The organism is Engelhardtia mirabilis, from assembly GCF_007748095.1.
Classification (GTDB): domain Bacteria; phylum Planctomycetota; class UBA1135; order UBA1135.
The window spans coordinates 4894514-4915202 of sequence record NZ_CP036287.1; the positions used below are offsets into that span (position 1 = coordinate 4894514).

The 20689-nt window shown below is 69.9% G+C and carries 15 protein-coding genes and 1 tRNA gene; 8 read left to right on the forward strand and 8 right to left on the reverse strand.

The genetic code is table 11. The annotated features are described in order from the left end of the window. Window positions 1–77: 77 nt before the first annotated feature. Together Pla133_RS18065 and Pla133_RS18070 are read right to left on the reverse strand one after the other, a co-directional pair. On the reverse strand, window positions 78–3554 hold the full coding sequence (locus Pla133_RS18065) for an Ig-like domain-containing domain (protein WP_145067798.1): 3477 nt from the start codon (window positions 3552–3554) through the stop codon (window positions 78–80). Window positions 3555–3757: 203 nt separating this feature from the next. Then, complete coding sequence (locus Pla133_RS18070) at window positions 3758–5359, reverse strand: WD40 repeat domain-containing protein (RefSeq protein WP_145067800.1); 1602 nt, start codon at window positions 5357–5359, stop codon at window positions 3758–3760. A gap of 133 nt (window positions 5360–5492) precedes the next feature. On the opposite strand from Pla133_RS18070, the gene gcvT reads away from it, so the two are divergent. The 3 genes from gcvT to Pla133_RS18085 are packed head-to-tail and all read left to right on the forward strand — an operon-like array spanning window position 5493 to window position 7778. Further along, on the forward strand, window positions 5493–6590 hold the full coding sequence (gene gcvT / locus Pla133_RS18075; RefSeq protein WP_419191693.1) for a glycine cleavage system aminomethyltransferase GcvT: 1098 nt from the start codon (window positions 5493–5495) through the stop codon (window positions 6588–6590). A gap of 38 nt (window positions 6591–6628) precedes the next feature. Next, window positions 6629–7024 carry a glycine cleavage system protein GcvH gene (gcvH, locus tag Pla133_RS18080; RefSeq protein WP_145067804.1) on the forward strand — a complete coding sequence of 132 codons (396 nt, stop codon included), beginning with the start codon at window positions 6629–6631 and terminating at the stop codon, window positions 7022–7024. A gap of 49 nt (window positions 7025–7073) precedes the next feature. Beyond that, on the forward strand, window positions 7074–7778 hold the full coding sequence (locus tag Pla133_RS18085; protein ID WP_145067806.1) for a lipoate--protein ligase family protein: 705 nt from the start codon (window positions 7074–7076) through the stop codon (window positions 7776–7778). Between the two features lie 240 nt (window positions 7779–8018). Here Pla133_RS18085 and Pla133_RS18090 read toward each other — a convergent pair whose 3' ends face one another. Both Pla133_RS18090 and Pla133_RS18095 read right to left on the reverse strand, forming a co-directional pair. After that, entirely contained in the window at window positions 8019–8747 is a 729-nt protein-coding gene (locus tag Pla133_RS18090; protein ID WP_419195401.1) for a hypothetical protein, read from the reverse strand. A gap of 434 nt (window positions 8748–9181) precedes the next feature. Further along, on the reverse strand, window positions 9182–10642 hold the full coding sequence (locus tag Pla133_RS18095) for a sulfatase (RefSeq protein ID WP_145067810.1): 1461 nt from the start codon (window positions 10640–10642) through the stop codon (window positions 9182–9184). 24 nt (window positions 10643–10666) lie between these two features. Between Pla133_RS18095 and Pla133_RS18100 the strand changes: the two genes are divergently transcribed. Next, window positions 10667–12208, forward strand: coding sequence for a sulfatase (locus tag Pla133_RS18100; protein WP_145067812.1), 1542 nt, complete (start codon window positions 10667–10669; stop codon window positions 12206–12208). Between the two features lie 84 nt (window positions 12209–12292). Here the strand turns inward: Pla133_RS18100 and Pla133_RS18105 are convergent. The 4 genes from Pla133_RS18105 to Pla133_RS18120 all read right to left on the reverse strand — a co-directional run bounded on the left by Pla133_RS18105 (window position 12293) and on the right by Pla133_RS18120 (window position 16131). Continuing rightward, window positions 12293–12367, reverse strand: a tRNA-Gln gene (locus tag Pla133_RS18105). 70 nt (window positions 12368–12437) lie between these two features. Continuing rightward, window positions 12438–13739, reverse strand: a complete 1302-nt coding sequence (locus Pla133_RS18110) for a CinA family nicotinamide mononucleotide deamidase-related protein (RefSeq protein ID WP_419191694.1) — start codon at window positions 13737–13739, stop codon at window positions 12438–12440. Further along, on the reverse strand, window positions 13736–14659 hold the full coding sequence (gene tatC / locus Pla133_RS18115; protein ID WP_145067816.1) for a twin-arginine translocase subunit TatC: 924 nt from the start codon (window positions 14657–14659) through the stop codon (window positions 13736–13738). The genes Pla133_RS18110 and tatC overlap by 4 nt, the downstream gene beginning before the upstream one ends. A gap of 218 nt (window positions 14660–14877) precedes the next feature. Continuing rightward, window positions 14878–16131, reverse strand: a complete 1254-nt coding sequence (locus tag Pla133_RS18120) for a hypothetical protein (RefSeq protein ID WP_145067818.1) — start codon at window positions 16129–16131, stop codon at window positions 14878–14880. 655 nt (window positions 16132–16786) lie between these two features. On the opposite strand from Pla133_RS18120, the gene coaE reads away from it, so the two are divergent. The 4 genes from coaE to Pla133_RS18140 all read left to right on the forward strand — a co-directional run bounded on the left by coaE (window position 16787) and on the right by Pla133_RS18140 (window position 20651). Continuing rightward, window positions 16787–17440, forward strand: a complete 654-nt coding sequence (gene coaE / locus Pla133_RS26495; RefSeq protein WP_419191695.1) for a dephospho-CoA kinase — start codon at window positions 16787–16789, stop codon at window positions 17438–17440. 100 nt (window positions 17441–17540) lie between these two features. After that, complete coding sequence (rho, locus tag Pla133_RS18130; RefSeq protein ID WP_145067822.1) at window positions 17541–18980, forward strand: transcription termination factor Rho; 1440 nt, start codon at window positions 17541–17543, stop codon at window positions 18978–18980. A gap of 256 nt (window positions 18981–19236) precedes the next feature. Further along, entirely contained in the window at window positions 19237–19872 is a 636-nt protein-coding gene (locus Pla133_RS18135) for an RNA polymerase sigma factor (RefSeq protein WP_419191696.1), read from the forward strand. Next, window positions 19869–20651 (forward strand): hypothetical protein, encoded by a 783-nt coding sequence (locus tag Pla133_RS18140; RefSeq protein WP_145067826.1) that lies wholly within the window; start codon window positions 19869–19871, stop codon window positions 20649–20651. Before Pla133_RS18135 ends, Pla133_RS18140 begins: the two co-directional genes overlap by 4 nt. Window positions 20652–20689 lie beyond the last annotated feature (38 nt).

Sequence of the window (20689 nt, forward strand, 5' to 3'; positions counted from 1 at the left end):
CCCACCCGAACGCGGACCGGCCGGGGGGCCCTTGCGAGCCCCCCGGCCGGTTCTGTTGCGGCGCGACCGAGCCGAGCTCAGTGCACCGGGGTCGCCGTCAGGACGCCCGAGGCGTTCCCGAACACGTCGAACACCGAGCTGTGCTGAACGGTCTCGGCGGCTCCCAGGGGAGCTGAGAGGGTCAGGCGGAAGGTGTCGTTCGAGACCTGCTCGACCGCACTGACGGTCTGCCCGCCGCCGATCGTCCAGCTGCCGAGCGATTGGACCTCCGCGGGCGCGACGTCCTCGTCGAAGCGCACCAGCACCTGGGCCCCGGTGGCGTCGCTGCGGAAGTCGACGAAGGCCGCATCGAAGTCGGGGGCCGTCACGTCGCCGCCGAACACGGCGTTGAGCACAGCCGGGAAGGCCATGGCGTTGCCGGCGACATCCTCGATGGCGTCGACGGTGACTTGCACGGCGGTACCCGTGGCGAAGTCGAAGCTGTCCGGGAAGGCGATCGTGACCTCGTTGCCCACCGACGAGTAGCGCATCGAGGCACCCGTCAGCACGAGGGTGTTGCTGTCGACCGTGATCGCGTAGTTGCCCGACGAGGTCGCCTGGCTGGCGTTGACCGGCTCGTTGAAGGTCAGGCGCAGGTAGTCGCCCCCCACACCGGGCACGGCCACGGCTTCGACGGTTCCGACCAGCGGTCCCACCGAATCGGCCGCCACCACGGCCTCGCTGACAACGCCGGCGTTGCCGGCCAAGTCGTCGATCGTCACGTCGACGGTATCGCTGACCACCACGCCACCGGCGAAGCTGAGGTGCACCGAGCGCGGTCCGACGACCGTCGCGGTGGTGGCATCCGTGCCGCTGATCTCGAAGTTGGTCACGTCCACCGCGCCGGTCAGGTCCACGGCCTCGTCGAACTCGACGATCACCGAGTTGGCACTGTCGGCCGGATCGAGCCGCGTGCGGCCCACCGCCAGACCCGGCGCGACGGCATCCCCGGCCGCGACGATGACCGCCGCGTCCGGTCCACTCATGACCACGCCCTGGGCCGTCTCCAGCCCGTCGATGCTCAGCGTGTAGCCGTCGCCGGTCTGCAGGTCGATTCCGGCCGGCAGGTGCAGGGTCACGGTGGTCGCCCCATCGAACTCGAGCTCGGTGCCGGTGAGGTCCACCGCGCCGCCGCCATCGGTCAAGGAGTAGAACGACAGGTCCGTCAGGTTCCAGCCGCTCGGCCGACGGTCGAATCCGACCGTCAGGGTGTCGTTGGCCTCGCCGCTGAGCGAGGTCACGGCGCTGGCGCCGCCCAAGCCCAGCTCGCTGCTGTCCTGGGCCGAGATCCCGCGGTTCTCGACCGCGAAGAAGGGGTTACCGGCCGTGTCCAAGACGCCGCGCAGGTTGATCTCGTAGACCCCCGGCGTGACCACTTGGCTGAAGGTGAACTCGATCTCACGCGGCGTCATGGCGTCCCAGGCGACCGCAGCCGGTACCCCGAGCAGGGCGTCGGCACCGTCTTCGAGCTCGGCCGTGACGAAGCTGTCGGGCTCCATCACCGGCTCGTCGAAGACCACCACGACCCGGTTGTCCTGGGGCGAGTTGCGCACGTAGACCGAATCGATCGACGGCTGACGGCGCTCGACGTCCACGGTGCCGTCGAGGGTACCGGGGGTGATCGTGTTGCCCCCCAGGTCGCGCACGTCGGCCACCGCCACGGAGAAGTCGTCGTCGACGAAGAAGTCGATCCCGTCGCCGCCGTCGAAGGTCAGGGTCGCACGACGTTGGGTCACGCTGTAGCTGATTGTCGCCGCGCTGGTGTCCAGGGCGGTGCCGACGGGCGATTCGATCGTCCAGTGGCTCGGATCCTCGACGTCGGCCGGGACCATGTCGTCGTCGAAGAGCACGACGACCGTGTCGTTGTCGAGCCCCGCGTTGCCGACGGCATCGGCTCCGACGGCGAGGGGCTCGACCGTATCGGTCGAGGTCACTGCGAGGGTCGTGATCGCATCCATCGCGTTGCCGGCCACGTCCAGGACTCCGGCCACGTCGAAGGTGTTCTCGTCGGGAATCGCGGGTCCGTCGAGGGTCAGTCGGACCACGCTGGCGTCGACCTGGCGCACGGCGGCGGTCACGGTCAGTCCGCCCGAGGCGGTCCAGTTGGCGGTGTTCTCGGCCGTGGTCTCGTCCACATCCTCGTCGAAGGTCACGTCGACTGTCTTGCCGGTCGGGTCGAGCACACGGTTCTGGACCACCGTCAGCACCTCCGGCAGCAGCACGTCGCCGTCGACGAAGCCGCTGAAGGGCACGGCGAAGGCCTCGCCGTCCACGTCGATCGGTCCGGACGGGGTCAGGTCGAAGCTGAGCCCGTTGGTGGCGTCGTCGACCAGGGTGATGGTCAACGTCTTGGTCAGCAGGTCGTAGTCGAGGGTCTGCAACGAGAGGTCGACACTGCCGCCGTCGACGTCGAGGGACCAGTTTGACGGGTCCTCGGCGCTTTCGGGCTCGAGGGCCTGGACCGTGGTCGCGATGACCTGGTCGCCGCCCACACCGCTGACGGTGCGCAGCTCCGGATCCACCGAGTAGGCGTTGGCAACGAGGCTGCCGGCCGAGATGGCCTGCACGCCCGTGGGGAACTCGTTGCCGTGGGCGTCCACGAGGCCGTACAGACCGACCGAGTTCAGACCGGGGATGACGGGGACCGGGAAGGTCGCGCGGATCACCGACGGGCTGGGCTGGGAGATCGCCGTGGCGAACAGGAACAGTCCGGTGGAGAAGTTCGTGGCCTGGGTCGAGAAGGCCGGATCCATGGCCTCCGAGAAGGTGAACTCGATCACCCGGCCGAACTCGTCCTGACCCAGGGCCTGGTTGGCCGAGACCAGCGTGGGCGGCACCACGTCGCCGGTCGCGAAGCCGAGCACCGGGGTGTTCCCGACCGGCGTGTCGGCCACGGAGGTGACCCCGGTGACGCGCAGCGAGAACAGGGTGTGCACGTTGACGGTGCCGTCCGTGAGGATCGTCAGCTGCTGGTCGGTGGCGTTCCAACCCAGGGCCGAAGCGTTCATCGGGAAGGCACTCCCGTCGACCAACAGGGACCAGTTGGCGCCCACGGCCACCAGCTCGGGGGCCACGCGGGGGCCCGAGAACTGGATCACCAGCCCGTCGTTGCCCAAGCCCACGCCTTGAACGGCGCTGGTGATCGTGTAGGTCGGCGACGAGGCGTCGGTCGTGGTAACCGCGCGCAGATCGTCGTCGATGCCGCTGACCCCCACGATTCGCACTTGGTCGCTGGGCGTCACTCGCTCGTCCCATTCGACGGTGATCGAGCTACCGCTCACCACCGCCGAAGTCGGCACGGCTGTGCCGTCCGACTGGAAATTGCCGGGTGTGAGCTGCGGAGCGTCCCCTCCGAAGGCGAACACCGTGGTCATGCCGTCGGGATCGACGGTCAGGTCCTGGGTGATGCTCTCGACGGAGAGATTCGTTACCGATCCACCACCTACTCCGCACGAGGCGAGAGCAAGGGCAGCGGCGAACAGGGACGGGACAAGGAGGTAGTTCCCCTTGAACATGCGCGCGTCCTCGGGTCTGGAAGCGGCTCCCACCTAGGGCGGGGTGCTGGGACTTGTGGGGGACGTCCGTGGGGACGGACGCCAGGCGCGGGCCGGCCGCGCTCGACCCTTGGATCGGCCTTCGGGTGCCGAATCCTGAAGCGCAGTTTCCTAGGAACGGGGCAAGTCCACGCCGCACGGAGTCCCGGAGGAGTCGGGCCTGCTCAGAGGATCGGCGGACGCGCGGCATCCTCGAGCAACACCGCCGAGGGCCCGGACGGCCCAGTCGTCAGTGCGAGACCCTGGAGCACGAGCTCGAGTCCGGCCGCCGCGGGCGCGATCGAGAGGGGCACGACGAAGCGGTCGGGTCCAGCGGGCTGGGCCGGTACCAGGGCCCAGGGCTTGGAGAGGTCCAACTGCGACAGGCCCAGGACGCCGGGCACCGGCAGGGGCCTGACCGCCTGGGTCCCGATCAACAGCGCGGCGTCCACGCCGGACGGAGCGGCCAGCCAGACTTCGGTCGCGCCGCCGCCGATGGCGGTGGACGTCAACTCGAGGGCACGCTCGCCGGTGTCGAGCAGCTCCACGGCCCCCAGGGACCCGAGCACGTTGGCGTGACCCTGCTTGCGCGCTGCGGCCAGCCGCGTGCCGTCCGCGGACAAGTCGATGGCGTAGACACTGCCGGCCAAGCTCTCGGCCAACACCGGTTGGGCTTGGTCGCGATCGAAGAGCACCACTTCGGGCTCGCCGAAGCCCAACCCCCACAGCCCGAAGGCCGCCCGTCTCCCGTCCGCGGTGACGCGCGCCTCGGAGACGAAGTTCTGGGGCCCGAAGGGTGGCCCCACCTGGGCCAGGTAGTTGATGCGCGTTGGGGTCACAGCCAAGTCCCAGGTCTCGAGCCGCACGGTGCGGCCGGTCAGGCCGTCCCACCAACCCAAGGCCAGGAAGCCCCCGTCCGCGGAGAGATCCACGGCCACGGGGTAGTCGGCGGCGCCGCCGGTGATGGTCGCCGTCGGCAGGTAGCCCTTGCCGTCCCGGGCGTCGACGAGGACCTCGAGCTTGGCGCCCGTCCCCACCACCACCGTGTTGCCGTCACCCGACAGGGCGGCGGAGCGCGCCGCGGCGTCGTCGTGGCGATGGAAGATGACCTGGCCACCGGTGGTCTCGACCACCCACAGCTCCGTGCCGGCCAGGACCAGGGCGCGCCCGTCGCCGGAGCTCAGCTCCAGGGCCCGCAGGGTGCCCCCGGCCAACTCGACCTCCCAGCGCAGAGCGCCCTGGGCGACGTCGAGGGCGGTCAGTCGCACCCGGAGCGGGGCATCCACGGACTGCGCCACCAGCGCCAGGTCCGCCCGCGTCGCCAGCCGATTGCCGCCGTTGCCCAGGCTCGCCAGGTCCACGGTCCACGCGGGACTCCAGGCCTGCTGCGCGGTGGGTGTGTAGCGGGCGACCCGCATGCGCTCGCCCCCCGTCTCGGTGATTCCGGCGGCTGCGATGCAGCTCCCCGCGACCGCGTCCACCGCCAGGACGCCCTCGGCCCCCGCCCAGCTCACGCCGTCCTCGCTGAGCTCGGCCCCACTCGGTTCCGACTGGGCACCGAGCAGGCTCAGGCGCGGTTGGCCGTGGGCCAGGCCGGCGGCCACCAGGTTCCCAGCGGCCAGGAAGGTGACATCCCGCGCGATGGCCGGGGCCTGGGCGTCGGTCGCGTGCTCCCAGCGGGGGCCCTTGGTGAAGGGCGCCACGGGGGTCTGGGCCGCCAGGGGCAGGGCCAGGGCCGCCAGGGCGACCACGACCCGGGGGCCGAGAGTTGGAGGGGTCAGGTGCATCGAAGGCCTTTCGATGAAACCTATCCCGACGGGCGGCCTCCGGTCGGAGGGTCGCCGCGCGCCCTTGGAGCGGCAAGGGGCCTCAATTACATTGTCTCGCCCTCACGACCGTCCGCGCCCCTCCCGAGCCCCCATGCAACAGACCGCAATCCACGACCGTCACGTCGCCCTCGGCGCGCGGATGACCGACTTCGGCGGTTGGCGCATGCCCTTGCAGTACGGGCCGATCCTCGAAGAGGTCAAGACCGTGCGCTCGACCGGCGGGCTGTTCGACCTGGGGCACATGGGCCGCGTGCGGGTCGAAGGCCCCCAAGCGGTCGAGTTCCTGGACCGGGTCTGCACCGCGCGCGTCGAGCGCATCCCCGAGGGCTCGATCCGCTACTCGCTGTTCTGCACCGAGTCCGGCGATCCCCTCGACGACCTGTTGGTCTACCGCGACACGGACCACGTGTACCTGGTGGTCAACGCCTCGAACACCGCCACCGACCTGGCCTGGATGCGCCAGCACCTGGAGGGCTTCGACGCGCAGATCATCGACGAGACCCCGACGACCGAGATGCTCGCGCTCCAGGGCCAGATCTCCCAGGAGGTGCTGCAGCCCCTGGTCGAGGACTGCGACCTGGCTTCGATCGGCTACTACAAATTCGGCTACGGCACGGTGCTCGGCCAGGAGCACACGCGCATCAGCCGCACCGGCTACACGGGCGAGGACGGCTTCGAGCTATACCTGCCGCCGGAGCTGGCGCCGACCGTCTGGGATCGACTGTTGGAGCAGGGCGCGGAGCGCGGCCTGGCGCCGATCGGTCTCGGCGCGCGCGACACCCTGCGACTCGAGGCGGGCATGGCCCTCTACGGCCACGAGATCGCCGAGGGCCTCAACCCCATCGAAGCCGGCCTCTCCTTCGGTGTTTCGCTCCACAAGTCGAAGTCCGGCACCCTCGGCTTCGACGCGCTGACCGCGATCAAGGCCGCGCCCACGCGGCGCCTGGTGGGCATCACCACCGACGGCCCGCGGGTTCCCCGTCAGGGCTACAAGCTCTTCGACGGCGACGACGAGATCGGCTTCGTCTGCTCCGGCGGCGTCTCGCCGACGATCGACTCGAACATCGGTTCGGCCTACGTGGCACTCGGCCACGACGAGGTCGGCCGGACCCTGGACCTCGACGTGCGCGGCAAGCGCCAGGCCTGCCGCGTGCAGGAGCTGCCGTTCTTCTCGCGCACGCGCAAGTAGACCTGCGCGCGCCCCTCACCCCCTACCCACCCCCATCGATGCGCCCCGACGACCGTCAGTACACCAAGTCCCACGAGTGGGTGAAGAAGGACGGCGACACCGTCCTGATCGGCATCACCGACCACGCCGTCAACGAGCTCTGCAGCGGCAACGAGGGTGACCTCGTCTACTGCGACCTGCCCGCCGTCGGGCGCGCGGTCGACGCCGGCGAGACCTTCGGCGAGATCGAGTCGGTCAAGGCCGTCGCCGACCTCAACGCACCGGTATCGGGCGAGATCGTCGCCACCAACCCGGAGATCGAGGACCACCTCGAGATCCTCTCCACCGACCCGTGGGAGAAGGGCTGGATGGTCCGCCTCAAGCCCCGCACCAAGTCCCTGGACGGCGAGCTGATGTCGGCCGCCGAGTACGAGAGCCACGTCGCAGAACACTGAGACCGACTGGCGCCTGCTCGAGACCTTCGAGCGGGACGCCCTGTGGAACATGGCCGCCGACGCAGCCCTGCTGGTCGGCGGCTGTCGTGTTCCCACCCTGCGGCTCTACACCTGGGAGCCGTGTGCCCTGTCCCTGGGCTACTTCCAGCGCGTCGAGGACGTGCCGGAGGCGGTCGCGCGCCGGGGCGACCCCCGCCGACCGTTGATCCGCCGACGCACCGGAGGCGGTGCGATCCACCACGCCAGCGAGCTGACCTTCTCGATCGCCGCCGACGCGGACCATCCGCTCTACACAGGCCCGATCGCCGAGAGCTACCAGCGGGTGCACCGCATCGTCGCGACCGCCCTGGCGCAGTTCGGCGTGAGTGCCCAGCCGCGCGGCGAACGCGAGCTGGTGTCGGACGTGGCCGGCACCGGCATGTGTTTCCACGCCTCCCATCCCCTCGACCTGGTCTGGGAGACGCCCGAAGGCTGGGCCAAGGGCGTGGGCTCTGCCCAGCGCCGCAGCGAGGGGCGCGTGCTGCACCACGGCTCGATCAAGCTCGGGCCGGATCCCCTCGAGCCGCACGTGGCGACCGTGGCGCACGGCGGCGGGCAGGTCGAGGCTCGCGAGTTGGGAGCGGCGCTGATCGGAGCCCTGGCTGCGGCGAGCGGCGTCACGCCCATGCCCGGCGAGCTGACCGCCGCGGAGCTCGCTCAGCTCGAACGCGAGGCGCGCGCCTTCGCCCACCCGGCCTTCACCGGCCGTCGATAGCCCGCAGCGCCTTCTCACCTCGCGATTCACACCAGCGAGCGAAAGGGGGGCTCTGGGCGACCGCTGGCCTGCGAAGTCGACATCGATCCCCCGCCCCCCCACGGCTTCGGAACGCGACAGATGACGCAGCCACCATGGGGCCGCAACCGAGCGTCGGGGTCGGAGCTGTCGAACCAGCCGAGCCCGAACGCCCTGCCGCATGCAGAAGTCGTTCGAGCTCGCGCGGACTCCGACTCGGGCCTACAGGTCGTAGAACTGAATCTTCAGCTTGCCGACCTCTTCGAGCACGCCGACCTTCTCGTTGAACTCACCGCAGCCGGCGATCACCTGCACCAAGTCACCCACTGAGGACATCTCGAGCCTCGCGATGTAAGAACCCGCGGGAGCCAGGACCCGGAAGACCGAAGTGGAGTTCGACTTGGTGTCGCCCGAGTACACGAATGCCGAGCGAGAAGCGGGCTGACCGGTGGGGAAGGTCGCCAATACGTCACCCGCATCAACCACGCAGTTGGCGTTGAGGTCGTGGTAGATGGCGAAGGTCAGGTCGGTCTTGCCTTGAATGTTCAGGCCATTGCGACCGATCGAGAACCCGTCGAACGGAATCAGCAACTGCGAGTTGGCGGTGTGAGTGTTGAAGGGTACGTCGATGCGGGCGGGCGCTTGGCCAGTGGCCGCGTTGCCGATGGTCAGGTCCGCGTCAGCGGTGATGAAGCCGAATGCATTGCCCTGGATCGTCGTCTCGATGGTGGCTCGCAGCTCGGTCAACGTCTCGAAGCGCAGCTCGAGCTCACTGGAAGAACCGTCCGCAAATGCCCGGAGGGGAGGGCTCTGCAAGGGAGTCACAGAACCCTTGGCCAACTGAGTACACGCGCCCTCTCCGGGCGCCGTGTACACCTTGGAAATCGACGCCGCATTCGACGATCCACCGTCGAAGTCCAGCAGGTTGCCGAAGTTGACGTCGGAGTTCACGGCGAAGGTGAAGTCAGTGAACTGAGCAACACCGGCGGCCTGCACGGTGCTCCGGACTTCGCCTTGAAGTCCGACGGCGCAGGCGGGATAGCGGTTCTGAGCCGATGCGACGGCATGGGTTGACGCGAGAATCGCTGCGGAAATGAGTAGACGGTGGCAAATCGGTCGAGTCACGTGGAGAAACCTCTGATTCAGTTGATGTTCGGCGAGAACGAGACAGCTCGTCCATCCCGCTGAGCCATTGGCGTCGGGTTCACGGCCAGAGTTTCAACTGAAGTTCGATCGTGAGGGGCCGCCCGCGATGACACCTCCCCGCGCAGTCCGTCGGCTTCACCTGTCGCCAGTCGGCGTCGCCGTGCCGAGCACTTCTCGCCTCCCCCGCTCGACAACACCATCCACCTGCGAGCCTCCGACGCCAGCCGCAAGGACCACGGTCACTCGTCGAGGTAGCCGAGCTTGCGGAGAATCGCCTCCTGACTCGGCGTCAGGCTGACGCTCTCCTCGGGCGGGCGCGCGGACTGCTCCAGCCAGGGCTTCAGGAGGCTCAGGGCCCGGGGCGTGGCCTCGCCCACGCTCGACAGCTCTTCGGGATCGGCCAAGAGATCGAAGCGATCGGAGCCCACCACTCGGGTCGTCTCCGCGCGTGTGCCGCGACCCTGCTGACGCCAGACGATCGACTTCTCGAGTTCGCCCGGCGCCGCGCGCCTGACGCCCATGTGCGGCGCGCTGTGGTTGGTGCGCAGGATCAGCTCACGTCGCTCCGGGTGTGCCCCGGCGTCGGCGAAGCTGGGCCCCAGGGCGATGCCGTCCAGGGGCGGGTTCATGCCCGTCTCCAGCCCCAGCCAATCGACCAGGCTGGGCACCACATCCACCGTCGAGACGAAGCCGTCGAAGACCACCCCGGACATGCCCCGGTCCGCCGGCGGCTTGACGATCAGGGGCACGTGAATCATCTCCTCGAAGAGATCGCTGTTGTGGCCCCAGACCCCGTGCTGCCAGAAGGCCTCGCCGTGGTCGGAGGTCACCACGATCCAGGCCTCGTCGTAGAGCCCCGCCGCGCGCAGGGAGTCGAAGATGCGACCGAGCTGGCTGTCGGCGTAGCGCAGGGTGGCGTCGTACAGGTCGCGGGCCGCCTGGCGGTCAGTGTCGTCGATGGCGAGCGTACCGCCGTTGCTGGCGATCAGCGGCTCCACGTCGCCGCCGGCGAAGGGCCCCGCGTAGCTCGGGTCGACGAACAGCGCGCGCACCTCGGGCGGCGGATCGTAGGGCGTGTGCGGCTCGAGCAGGTGCAGATAGAAGAACGCCGGTGCGTCGACGCCTGCGCCGCTCTGGAGCCAATCGCCCATGATGTCCACGAACTCCGCCGCCCGCGGCAGGTGCATCTCGTGGCCGTCGAAGGAGAGGTCGGCCGGGAAGCGCTCCGAGGGCGTGAAGACCTCGATCACCTGGTCGAAGCCCTGGGTCACGTTGAAGGCGCTGGACCCGTTGAAGTTGGCGATCGCGGCGAGGGTGTCGTAGCCCCGCCGCGCCAGCATCTCGGCCAGGGTCACCTCGAGCTCGGGCAGCACGACCTTCTTCTGCACCAGGCCGTGCCGGTGCGGCAGGCGACCGGTGAGGATCGAGGGGATCCCGGCCAGGGTGTAGGGCGCCGGCGAGAAGGCCTGGGTGCAGGTGACGCCCTCGGCGGCCAGGGCGTCCAGCACCGGCGTGGTGTCGCGTTCGTTGCCCAGGTGCCCCACGTGGCTGGCCGAGAGGGCGTCGAGCACGATCAACACCACCGGCGGTCCTCCGAGCGGCGCGGGTGCGGCGCCCGAGCCTCCGCAGGCCACGAGGGCCAGGCCGATCATCGGCGCCCAGGTGCAGCGGCCCGGTCGGATGGCAGGAGACGTCGGCATGGGAGCCGACTATAAGTGGGCCCGATGGGACCGTCCAACCGAGCCCGTGCCGCTGCGCTGGTCGCGATCTGCACCCTGGTCCTGATCGGCTGCGGATCGACCGAGGTGCCCGCGCCGCGTCCGAACGTGCTCCTGTTGGTGGTCGACACCCTGCGCGCCGATCGGCTCGACGCCGAGCACATGCCGCAACTCGCGGCCTTCGCTGATGAGGGCCTGCGCTTCGTCCACGCCCAGTCGCCGCGGGCCAAGACCACGCCCGCGGTCGCTTCGCTGTTCACGGGCCTCTACCCGCCCCAACACGGCGTGCGCGACTTGACCGTGCCCCTGCCGGCCTCCCACCCGACCCTGGCCGAGCGCCTGTCGGATGCGGGCTACGCGACCGCTGCGATCGTCGGCAACTTCGTGATGGTGCGCCGGCGCTCGGCCCTCGATCGCGGCTTCGACCTGTGGGTCGAGGACCTGCCCCAGTCGACCGGCGTGCCGCCCAGTGCGGTGCCCCAGCGCACGGCCGAGTCGTTGACGGACGGCGCCTTGGCGGCCTTGGGACTGCGGGCCGGGCCCGCGGCAGACGGCGCCGGGCCGAGCGAGGCCCTCGATCGGGGCGACCAGCCCTGGTTCCTGTACCTGCACTACATGGACCCCCACGGGGCCTACGAGCCCCCGGCGGACTTTCCGCCCCGCGCGGGCGCGCCGGACATGGTGCCGACCCTGTCCGCCATCCCGCGCACCGAGCTGCACCGACCGCGAGTGGCCACCTACAACGTGCCGGAGTCGGCGCGCACGATGGACGGCGGGTTCGATGCCGCGGCGGTCCGAGCCCTCTACGACGCGGAGGTGCGCTTCGTCGACGCCCAGCTCGGACGGTTGTTCGAGGAGCTGCGCACCGCCGGGATGCTCGAAGACACCCTGGTGGTGGTGACCGCCGACCACGGCGAGAGCCTGGGCGAGCACCTGTACTGGTTCGAGCATGGCCTCTACGCCTACGAAGCGACCTGCCGCGTGCCGCTGGTGGTGCGCTTCCCCGGCGCGTGGCCCGAGCGTCCGGCGGGGATCACGCGCGCGTCGGACGTCTCCCTCGCGGACGTGGCTCCGACCCTGCTCGAGCTCCTGGACTTGCCGCCGCTTCCGCCGGCATGGGGTGATGCGCCGACAGGGCAGTCCTGTGCCGCGAACTGGCTCGCCGGCGAGGCGGGAGACCACCCCGTCTTCAGCGACAAGTCCGACGGAGCCGACCTCGACGGGGCGATCCAGATCAAGGCCGTCCGCTTCCGCACGATGAAGCTGATCCGCCGCTTCACCTACCTGCGCGGAGCGGACGGACCCGAGCTGCGCGTGTTGAGCGACGAGCTGTACGACTTGGGCAGCGATCCGGACGAAACGGTCAACCGGATCGACGATCCGGCCCTGGCGGGCTGGCGTGAGCGACTGACCCTCGACCTTGTGCGCTACTTCGCCGCGGACGCCGACCTGCCCGCGGTGGCGGCGTCGATCCGAGCCCAGCGCGAGGAGCTGCGCAGCGGGGCGGCCGACGACGTCCGCCACCTCCAGGCCCTCGGCTACTGGTAGTGGCCGCGGGGCTGGCCGTCGATGCCAGCCCTCCAATGCAGAACGGCGCCCCCGGCCGCGAGGGCCAGGGACGCCGTTTGGAGGTGGTTACCCCGCCAGGACTCGAACCTGGAATGACTGGACCAAAACCAGTTGTGTTGCCAATTACACCACGGGGTATCGCGGGCGGAGACTATAGCGACGGCGCGGCGCGACGGTCAATCGCCGAGAACCTGCGAGCGACGAGAGTTCAGTCCCGCAGCTGCTCGAAGCCCCCCGCTCGCTCCGCACCCAGGCTCTCGAGGCGGTCCTCGAGGCCCGCCAGGGCCAGGAACAGGGCGGTCTGCTCCGCGTAGCGCCGGATGCGATCACGATCGACAGGTGGGAATCGGCGCTCGAGGGTCCAGACCTCTCCGCGCAGGGCGAGTCCCAGAAACACCAGTCCGACCGGCTTGTCCTGCGAGCCGCCGCCGGGGCCGGCGATGCCGGTGGTCGAGATGGCCAGGTCGGCGCCCGAGGCCCGCGCCGCCCCCAGGGCCATGGCTCCCGCCACCTCGGCGGAAACGGCTCCGTGGCGCGTGAGGAGCTCCGCGGGAACTCCGAGCCGCTCGCGCTTGGCCTCGTCGCTGTAGGTGACCCACCCCTCGCGCAGCACGCCGCTGATGCCCGGCACGCTGGTCAGCGAGCGCCCGATGCCACCACCGGTACAGGACTCGGCGAAGGTCACGGTCGTGCCTGACGCGAGCAGTCGACGGCCGACAGTCGTCGCCAGGGCCTCGTCGCGCTCGGAGTAGATCCAATGGGCGAAGCGCTCGCGAAACTCCGCCGCGCGGGCGGCCACCAGCAGCTCGGCGCCATCCTCGCGGGAAACCAGGGTCACGGCCAGGACGCCGTCGCGGGCACTGACCCCCATGCGCGGAATCGCCTCGCGACTCATCCAATCCCCGGCCAGCTGGGCGAACTCCGACTCCGGGAGGCCGAACAGGGCGAACTCGTGGCGCATCAGGTTCAGGTCGCCGCCGAAGCGCGACCGCAGGCGCGGCACGAGTTCGTCCTGGAGCATCGCGACCAGCTCGCCCGGCGGGCCCGGCAGGACCGCCAGGATGGTCTCGGGGTCGAGCTCCAGCAGGAAGCCCGGCGCGGTGCCCTTGGAGTTGGGCAGGATCACGGCGCCGGTGGGGATCAGGGCCTGGCGCCGGTTGCTCGCCGGCGGCTCGACCCCGCGGCGCTCGAACCAGACGCGCACTGCGGCCCAGGCCACCTCCGAGTGCACGAGCTCGACGCCAGCCGCCCGGGCGACGGCGTGACGAGTCACGTCATCCAGGGTCGGTCCCAGTCCGCCGCTGGTGACGATCACAGCGTGGGGCCCGCGCAGGCGCCCGACAGCTTCGGCGATGGTCTGCTCGTCGTCGGGGATGACTTCGACGCGATCGACCACCAGCCCCATCTCGCCCAGGGCCCGCGCCACCTGGGGCGCGTCGAGGTCCGCGTGGCGACCGCTCAAGAGCTCGTCGCCGATGGAAAGGCAGGCCACCCGCAGGGGACCCGTCAAGAGTCGCCTCCGGGGTGCGTGCCCCCCGCCGGTACCAATGCGCCGTCCTTCCGCAAGCCCATGCGCGAAGTCCACAGGCCGAGCTCGTAGAGCAGGATCATCGGCACCGCCATCATCAGTTGGGTGAACGGGTCGGGGGGCGTGATCACGGCCGCCACGACGAAGGACAGAAGTGCGAAGTAGCCGCGGAAGTTGGCCATCGAGCTGGTCTTGACCATTCCCGCGCGGGCCAGGGCGTTCATCACGATCGGCAACTGGAACACCACGCCGAGCCCCAGGCAGAGGGACGACAGGAAGGTGAAGTACTCGGCGATCCGCAGCTCGAAGCGGAAGTCCTCCAGGGACACCGTGCTGTTCAAGTAGAAGATCGCGTAGGGCACCAGTACGAAGTAGCCGAACAGCACCCCGCCCAGGAACAGCGCCAGGCTCGCTGGAAGGTACGTCAGGACGACCCTGCGCTCCTTGTCGTAGAGCCCGGCGGCGATGAACATCCACATCTGCCAGATCAGCAGCGGGCCGCCGACGAACAGCGCCAGGTAGAACACGGCCTTGAGGTGCACCATGAACGCCTCGGCGCTCCCGGTGGCCAGGGCGCGGTGGCTGATCGGTTCGAGCAGCCGCTGGTCGCCCGGGTCCGCGGTCTGGAAGAACTGGGTGCGCTCCAGCTTCGGATTCTCCGCTAGACGGGTCTCGAAGCGCTGGACCAAGTCCGCGTTGAGCCAGCTGACCGCCTGGTGGTAGGGCTCCGACACGATGTCGTAGACCTGGTCCTTGAAGAACCAGCCGACCGCGAAGGCGAGCACCACGCCAACGAGCCCCTTGATGAGGCGTGATCGCAGCTCATCGAGGTGGTCCGCGAGGGACATGCGTGCGCCGTCCGCCGGCGGCTGCTGCTCGCTGCTCGTTCCTTTGCTCGCCATTCGATCCCGCCGCAAGCCAGCCGCGGGGGGCACAGGTTAGCGGCCGCAGGCCGCCTCGTCCCGAGTGGCGCGCCTGAACAGCGACCGCCGGACCCGGCCCCGGAATTGCCGCGGCCCCCACCATCCGTTCGGACAGCGGGGGCCGGGCAGGCGGGCCTGGTGTCGGAGCCGGGGGGAGAGCCTCGCGAAGGCTGCCCGACCGAGCTCCGAGCGCGGCTCTAGAACTTGAAGTACTCGCGCACCTGCGCGATCGGGATCACCTTGCAGCCCTGCGCCACGGCTTCCGAGTAGATCGGAAGGTTGCTCGGGTCGACGGGCTCCTCGTAGGCGTCACCGAACTCGTCCACGTAGACCTCCGAGCCGACGATGGCGTAGTCCGTGGTCAGGCTCAGGGAGTCTTGGACGTTGATGCCCATGCGGCCCAGCAGCGCGCGCAGTTGGCCCTCGTCGTAGGACCCCGAGAAGCGGCCGATGAGCACCGCGTTGCGCTCGCCGGTCGGGTCGTAGAGCTCGTTGATCAGCACGTCGCCGGGGACGACCGGGTCGAAGGGATCGACCAGACCGCTGATCTGGATCTCGGCCATGTCGGCCATGACCTGGGTCACTTCAGCGATGGCCTTGACCTCTTGGGCTCCGGGCTTGCCGCTCTGGATCTTGAACCCGACGCCGCGCGCCAGGCGCTGGTTGGCGCCGATGTCGATCCAGGCCAGGCCCAGCTCGGAGCTGACCGAAACGATGCGGGCGTCGGGCAGCTCGCGCGCCGCGGGGCGCAGGAAGGCGAGCTTCTCGCCCTGCTCGGTCAGACGGCCGCGCAGCATGGCGATCTCGCGATCCTTGTCGCGGCCCAGCACATCCATGTCGCGCTGCAGCTGACGCACACGCTGGTCGAGGTCGTCAGCCTGGCCAGATGCCTGGGCCAAGCGGCGCTGCAGCTCGTCCTCGCGCTCGCTGGCGTTGGCCTGCTCGTCGCGGAGCTGGTTGGAGAGGCGGGTGATCTCCTCATCCTTGGCGCGCAGGTCGTTGTCGCGCTGGGTCTTGACCGTGTCGATCTCACCCTGCTGGCGGGTGATCGTCGACTGCAGCTCGGAGAGTTCCGCGACCTTGCTGCGGTACATCCGCTCGGCGATCGGCAGCACCGCCTGGAAGTTGCCTTCCAGGTCCCCGGCCTCGCTGAAGGTGTCCTTGAAGGACTCGAGCGCGGCCTTGGCGGTATCGACGTTGGAGTCGATATCCGCGCTGGTCGTGTCGTAGAAGCCGAGCACCCGCGAAACCTCGCGGCGCGCGTCCTGGGCGCCCTCGAACTTGGCGTCGGAGTCAGCCATCTCGGCGACGGCGCTGTCGCGCTCGGTCACCATGATGGCCTTGTCGTCCTGGGCGATGTAGCCGAAGAAGATCGACGCCAGAGCGATCACCCCGAAGGTGATCACCCAAACCACGCTGACTTGTGCGGCACCGCGCTTGGCACTCGACATGGAGCTGGAACCTGTGAGGGTCTTTTCGGCGACCGGACGAGCCGGGCCGAGGGTGGGGATGCGCCTCCACACGGGGCCCGACCGAAGTACCGGCGGACCACTGGGGGATGCGGGGGCGATGATAGGAGCTGACGTCGGGGGTTGTTACCGGCGGCGGGATGCTACCGGCCGCGGATGCTAGCACGGCTGCGGATGCTGGCACCGGCCCGAGCCCATGGGATCGGACACCGGGACCGGTGCACCACGACCGGCGGAAGTCACCCAGGTCGCTTCGGACCCCCTCGCGCAATCGTGCAGGTCGATCGGCGCGTGCGGGTCGGTCAGAGAAGGTAGCGGCGTACAGGGCCCTGTCAGGGCACCGGTAACGTCCGGGACGGCGGGTGGTGATACCCGACCGGTCGCAGCGGAGCAAGGATCGAGTCCCGCCCGGTGCCGCCGGCGCTGGCCTCTATCCCCTCGCGCGGCGGTGGTTGACAGATCCAGTGCCAGGCTGTGGCGATTCACTCGTGCGGTCGATCGCAGGTCCGAGTCGGCCAATCGACCCTCCGCGCGAGGGCCCGCCCCTCGACCCGACTTCTACTTGTGGAGTGCCGCCGAATTCCGGGTCCAGGGCACTAGGATCCGGCACCCACGGCTCGACAGCCCCCACCACCACATGCCCGCCTCCGACGCCCTCCGACCGACCGGCCCCGCCGCCACCCTCGTGGTCGGGGTGCTCGGGGGGATCGCGTCCGGCAAGTCCCTGGTCGCCACCACCTTGGCCGGGCCAATGGGCGTGGTGATCGACGCCGACACCCTGGCCCACGAGGTGTTGGCCAGTCCCGAGGTCTCCGGCCTGGTCGCCCAGGCCTTCGGTTCGTGGGCCCTGGGCCCCGACGGGTCCCCCGATCGAGCCGCCCTGGCGCGGATCGTGTTCTCCGACCCGGACCGCAGGCGGCTTCTCGAAGGCTGGATTCACCCGCGGGTTCGTGCCAACATCCGCGCCCGCCTCGCCGAGGCTCGCCTGGGCGGGGTGCCCGTGGCAGTCCTCGACGTGCCGTTGCTCCTGGAGCACGACGACGGGCACGGCCTGGCGCGTGAGTGCGACGCCCTGGTGTTCGTCGACGCCGCCCTGGAAGACCGCGACCTGCGGGCGGTCCGGGACCGCGGCTGGCCCCCCGGGGACGTGGCGCGACGCGAGCGCGCGCAACTCCCGCTGGACCGCAAGCGTGACCGAGCCGACCACGTCCTCTCCAACGACGGGTCGCGCGAGGACCTCGCCCGCGCGGCCGCTGGCCTGCGCGCCGAGCTGCTCGCGGCCGATCGCTGACGCGCGGCGGCCCCATCAACGACCTCCCCCACCTTCGCCCACGCCGGCGGCCCCCGCCGTCCGACCGCAGCAGCAACCCAGCGGGCCCGTCCCGCCGCCGATGGCCACCAAGAAGCGCAACCGTCAACGTCCCAAGTTCTTCCAGAAGAACAGGCCGCAGCTCGACAGCTTCGAGGTGCGAGTCGACTTCGAGGCGCTGCCCGCCGACCTGTCCGAGGACGACGCCGAACGCCTGTGGGACGAGCTCCCGCCGGCGACGCGCAAGACCAAGCCCAAGGCGGTCTCCTACTCCGAGCTGCAGGAGCTGAACCTGGCCGATCTGCACGAGATCGCCGAGAAGGAGAAGGTCGATGTCGACGACGCGCGCAGCCGCCGCGACGTGGTCTGGACCATCACCCAGTCGCGCATCGCCAAGCACGTGCCGATCACCACTTCGGGCGTGCTCGAGGTGCTCGACGACAAGCACGCGTTCCTGCGCGTGGCCCACAACAGCTACCTGGCCTCCGAGGAAGACGTCTACGTGCCCCGCTCGACGGTCGACCTCTACGGCATGCGTACGGGCATGACGGTGGTCGGGACCCTGCGGCCCAGCGCCGAGGGCGAGCGCTACTTCTGCCTCTGGGACGTCGAGTCGATCGACAAGCACGACCCCGACGAGGCGGCCATCCGCACGCCCTTCAAGGAGCTCGTGCCCCTCTACCCGGAGGAGCGCATGACCCTCGAGGGGGCCGCCGAGAATCCGCTCGAGATGCGGATCGTCGACCTGATCACCCCCATCGGGCGTGGCCAGCGCGGGCTGATCGTGGCCCCTCCGCGGACCGGCAAGACGGTGCTCTTGCACCAGATCGCCAACTCGATCATCGCCAACGCCCCCGACGCGCACCTGATCATCCTGCTCTTGGACGAGCGGCCCGAGGAGGTCACGGACTTCGCTCGCTCCCTGGCCAGCGACAAGCGCGAGATCATCAGCTCGACTTTCGACGAGCCCGCGGCGCGTCACGTGAAGGTGGCGCGGATGGTCATGGAGCGGGCGCGCTGCCTGGTCGAGGCCGGGGAGGACGTGGTGATCCTCTTGGACTCGATCACCCGCCTGGCCCGCGCCAGCAACCAGGAGGCGCCCAGCGACGGCAAGCTGCTCTCGGGCGGCATCGAGGCCACGGCCCTGCAGATGCCGAAGCAGTTCTTCGGGTCGGCGCGCAACATCGAGAACGGCGGCTCGCTCACGATCCTCGGCACGGCCCTGATCGAGACCGGCTCGAAGATGGACGAGGTCATCTTCGAGGAGTTCAAGGGCACCGGCAACATGGAGCTGGTGCTCGAGCGGCGCCTGTCCGACCGCCGTATCTTCCCGGCCATCGACATCAACCGCTCCGGCACCCGCAAGGAGGAGCTGCTCTTCACCGAGGGCGAGCTCGAGCGCGTGTGGATGCTGCGCAAGGTGCTCAACGAGCTCGATCCGGTCGAGGCCATGGAGATGCTGATCCAGAAGATGCGCCGCACGAAGGTCAACGGAGAATTCCTGCTGACGATCGGGAGCTGACGCCCCGGGGGAGGCACCAGGCCCTTCCGGAGCGCGCGGGCAGCGGGAGCCGACCGATCGGCTCCCGCTCGCCGTTCGGGCCGGCCCGCGACCGGCCGCCCGGGGGATCCGACGGCGCAAGGCCGCGAATTCCAGAACCCTCCGCGGCAGCGGCGACGAGACCGGGGCGATGGCGCCCGGAGCGTCCGGCCGTCCGCGCCCACCGAGGGGACCGATGCAGTGGAGTGATCCAGCGTTAGCAGTACGATTCACAGCCATGTCGGGCCCCACGTCTGCGGACCGAGGATCGTCGTCGGGCGAGCGAGGCTCGGAACGGGTCCTCGGCGACCCCCAGGCCGACCTGGCCCTGACCCGGGGCTTCCTGTCGGGCTCCGCCACGTGCATCCACGGCCTCGGTGAGCGCCTGCGGATCGTGCCGCGCATCCTGCGCGGCCTGAATGCCCGCTCGGGCCGACCGCTGGACGAGCACGACCTGGCCGACCTGGTTCAGGACACGGCCACGGTCATCCTGCGCAAGCTCGATCGCTACGACGGGCGCGCGGAGTTCGACGGGTGGGTCTACGGCATCTGCCGCTTCGAGTTCTTGAACGCCGCCCGCGGGCGCCGCCGACGGCCGCGACCGGTCGAGGACGTCGAGCTCGAGTTGCCGGTGTCTTCAGCCGACGGAGCCGAGGTCCTGAATCGCATCTCAGCCGACATCGACTCCGGCCTGGCGACCCTGACCGACTCGGAGCGCGAGGTGGTCCGCATGAAGCACTTCGACGATCTGACCTTCGAATCGATCGGTGAGCGCCTGGGCTGCTCTCCGAACACTGCCAAGACCCGCTATTACCGCGGACTGACCAAGCTGCAGGAGTTCATGGAACCCCGCCGCAAGGAGTACGAAGCGTGACACCGGAGCAGAGTGAGAGCGAGGCCCTGATGCGCAGGGTCGTCAGCGGAGAGTTGCCCGAGGACGCACCGCAAGTGCTGATTGCCGTGCAGCGCGACCCGTTTTTCCTGGACCGACTGGACGCCCTGCGACGGCTCCAGCGCGACCTCGATGCCCGTGCCATGCGAGACCAGATCCTCTCGGAGGCGAGCGGCTCGAGCTGGGCCGAAGGCGAGGAGCGACTGCTCGCCACGGTGGCCAGCCATGCCTACTCGAGCCCTGGCGGCGTCGCTGACGGGGAGCAGGGTGCGACTCCGCACGAGTCCACACCGTCGCCTGGCGAGGAAGGGGTCGAGGACAGCGACGACGAGCGCCGCGAGGCGGGTGCGCCGCCCTGGCGAACCGTGATCGTCGTCGTCGCCGCGGCGGCGGCACTCCTGATCCTGCCCTTCGTCGATTGGGCCGGCGATGCGCCCGAATCCGTGCCGCAGCAACCCGTGTTCCTCGGCGAGGAGCTGCGCGGGGCCAGCCCCGCCGGGGAAGTGACGAGCTATGCTCGCTTCGAATGGGACCTCGAGCTGCCGCCCGGTTGGACCTTCGAGCTGCGCGTGTACGACGACACCCCCGGGTCCGAGCTGAACCTGCTGGCCGCCCCGCCGCCCCTGCTGGAGTCCTCCTGGAATGCGCCGGCCGTGGAGCGCGACTGGCCGTCCGCGATCCGCTGGACCCTGGCACAGGTGTCGCGCAACAGCGCCGGACCGGAGCCCTACGTCGTGCGGGCCTGGCGCTCGTCGCCCTGACCCTGATCGCGCCCCCGGCCGCGCCCTTCGCGGTGTCG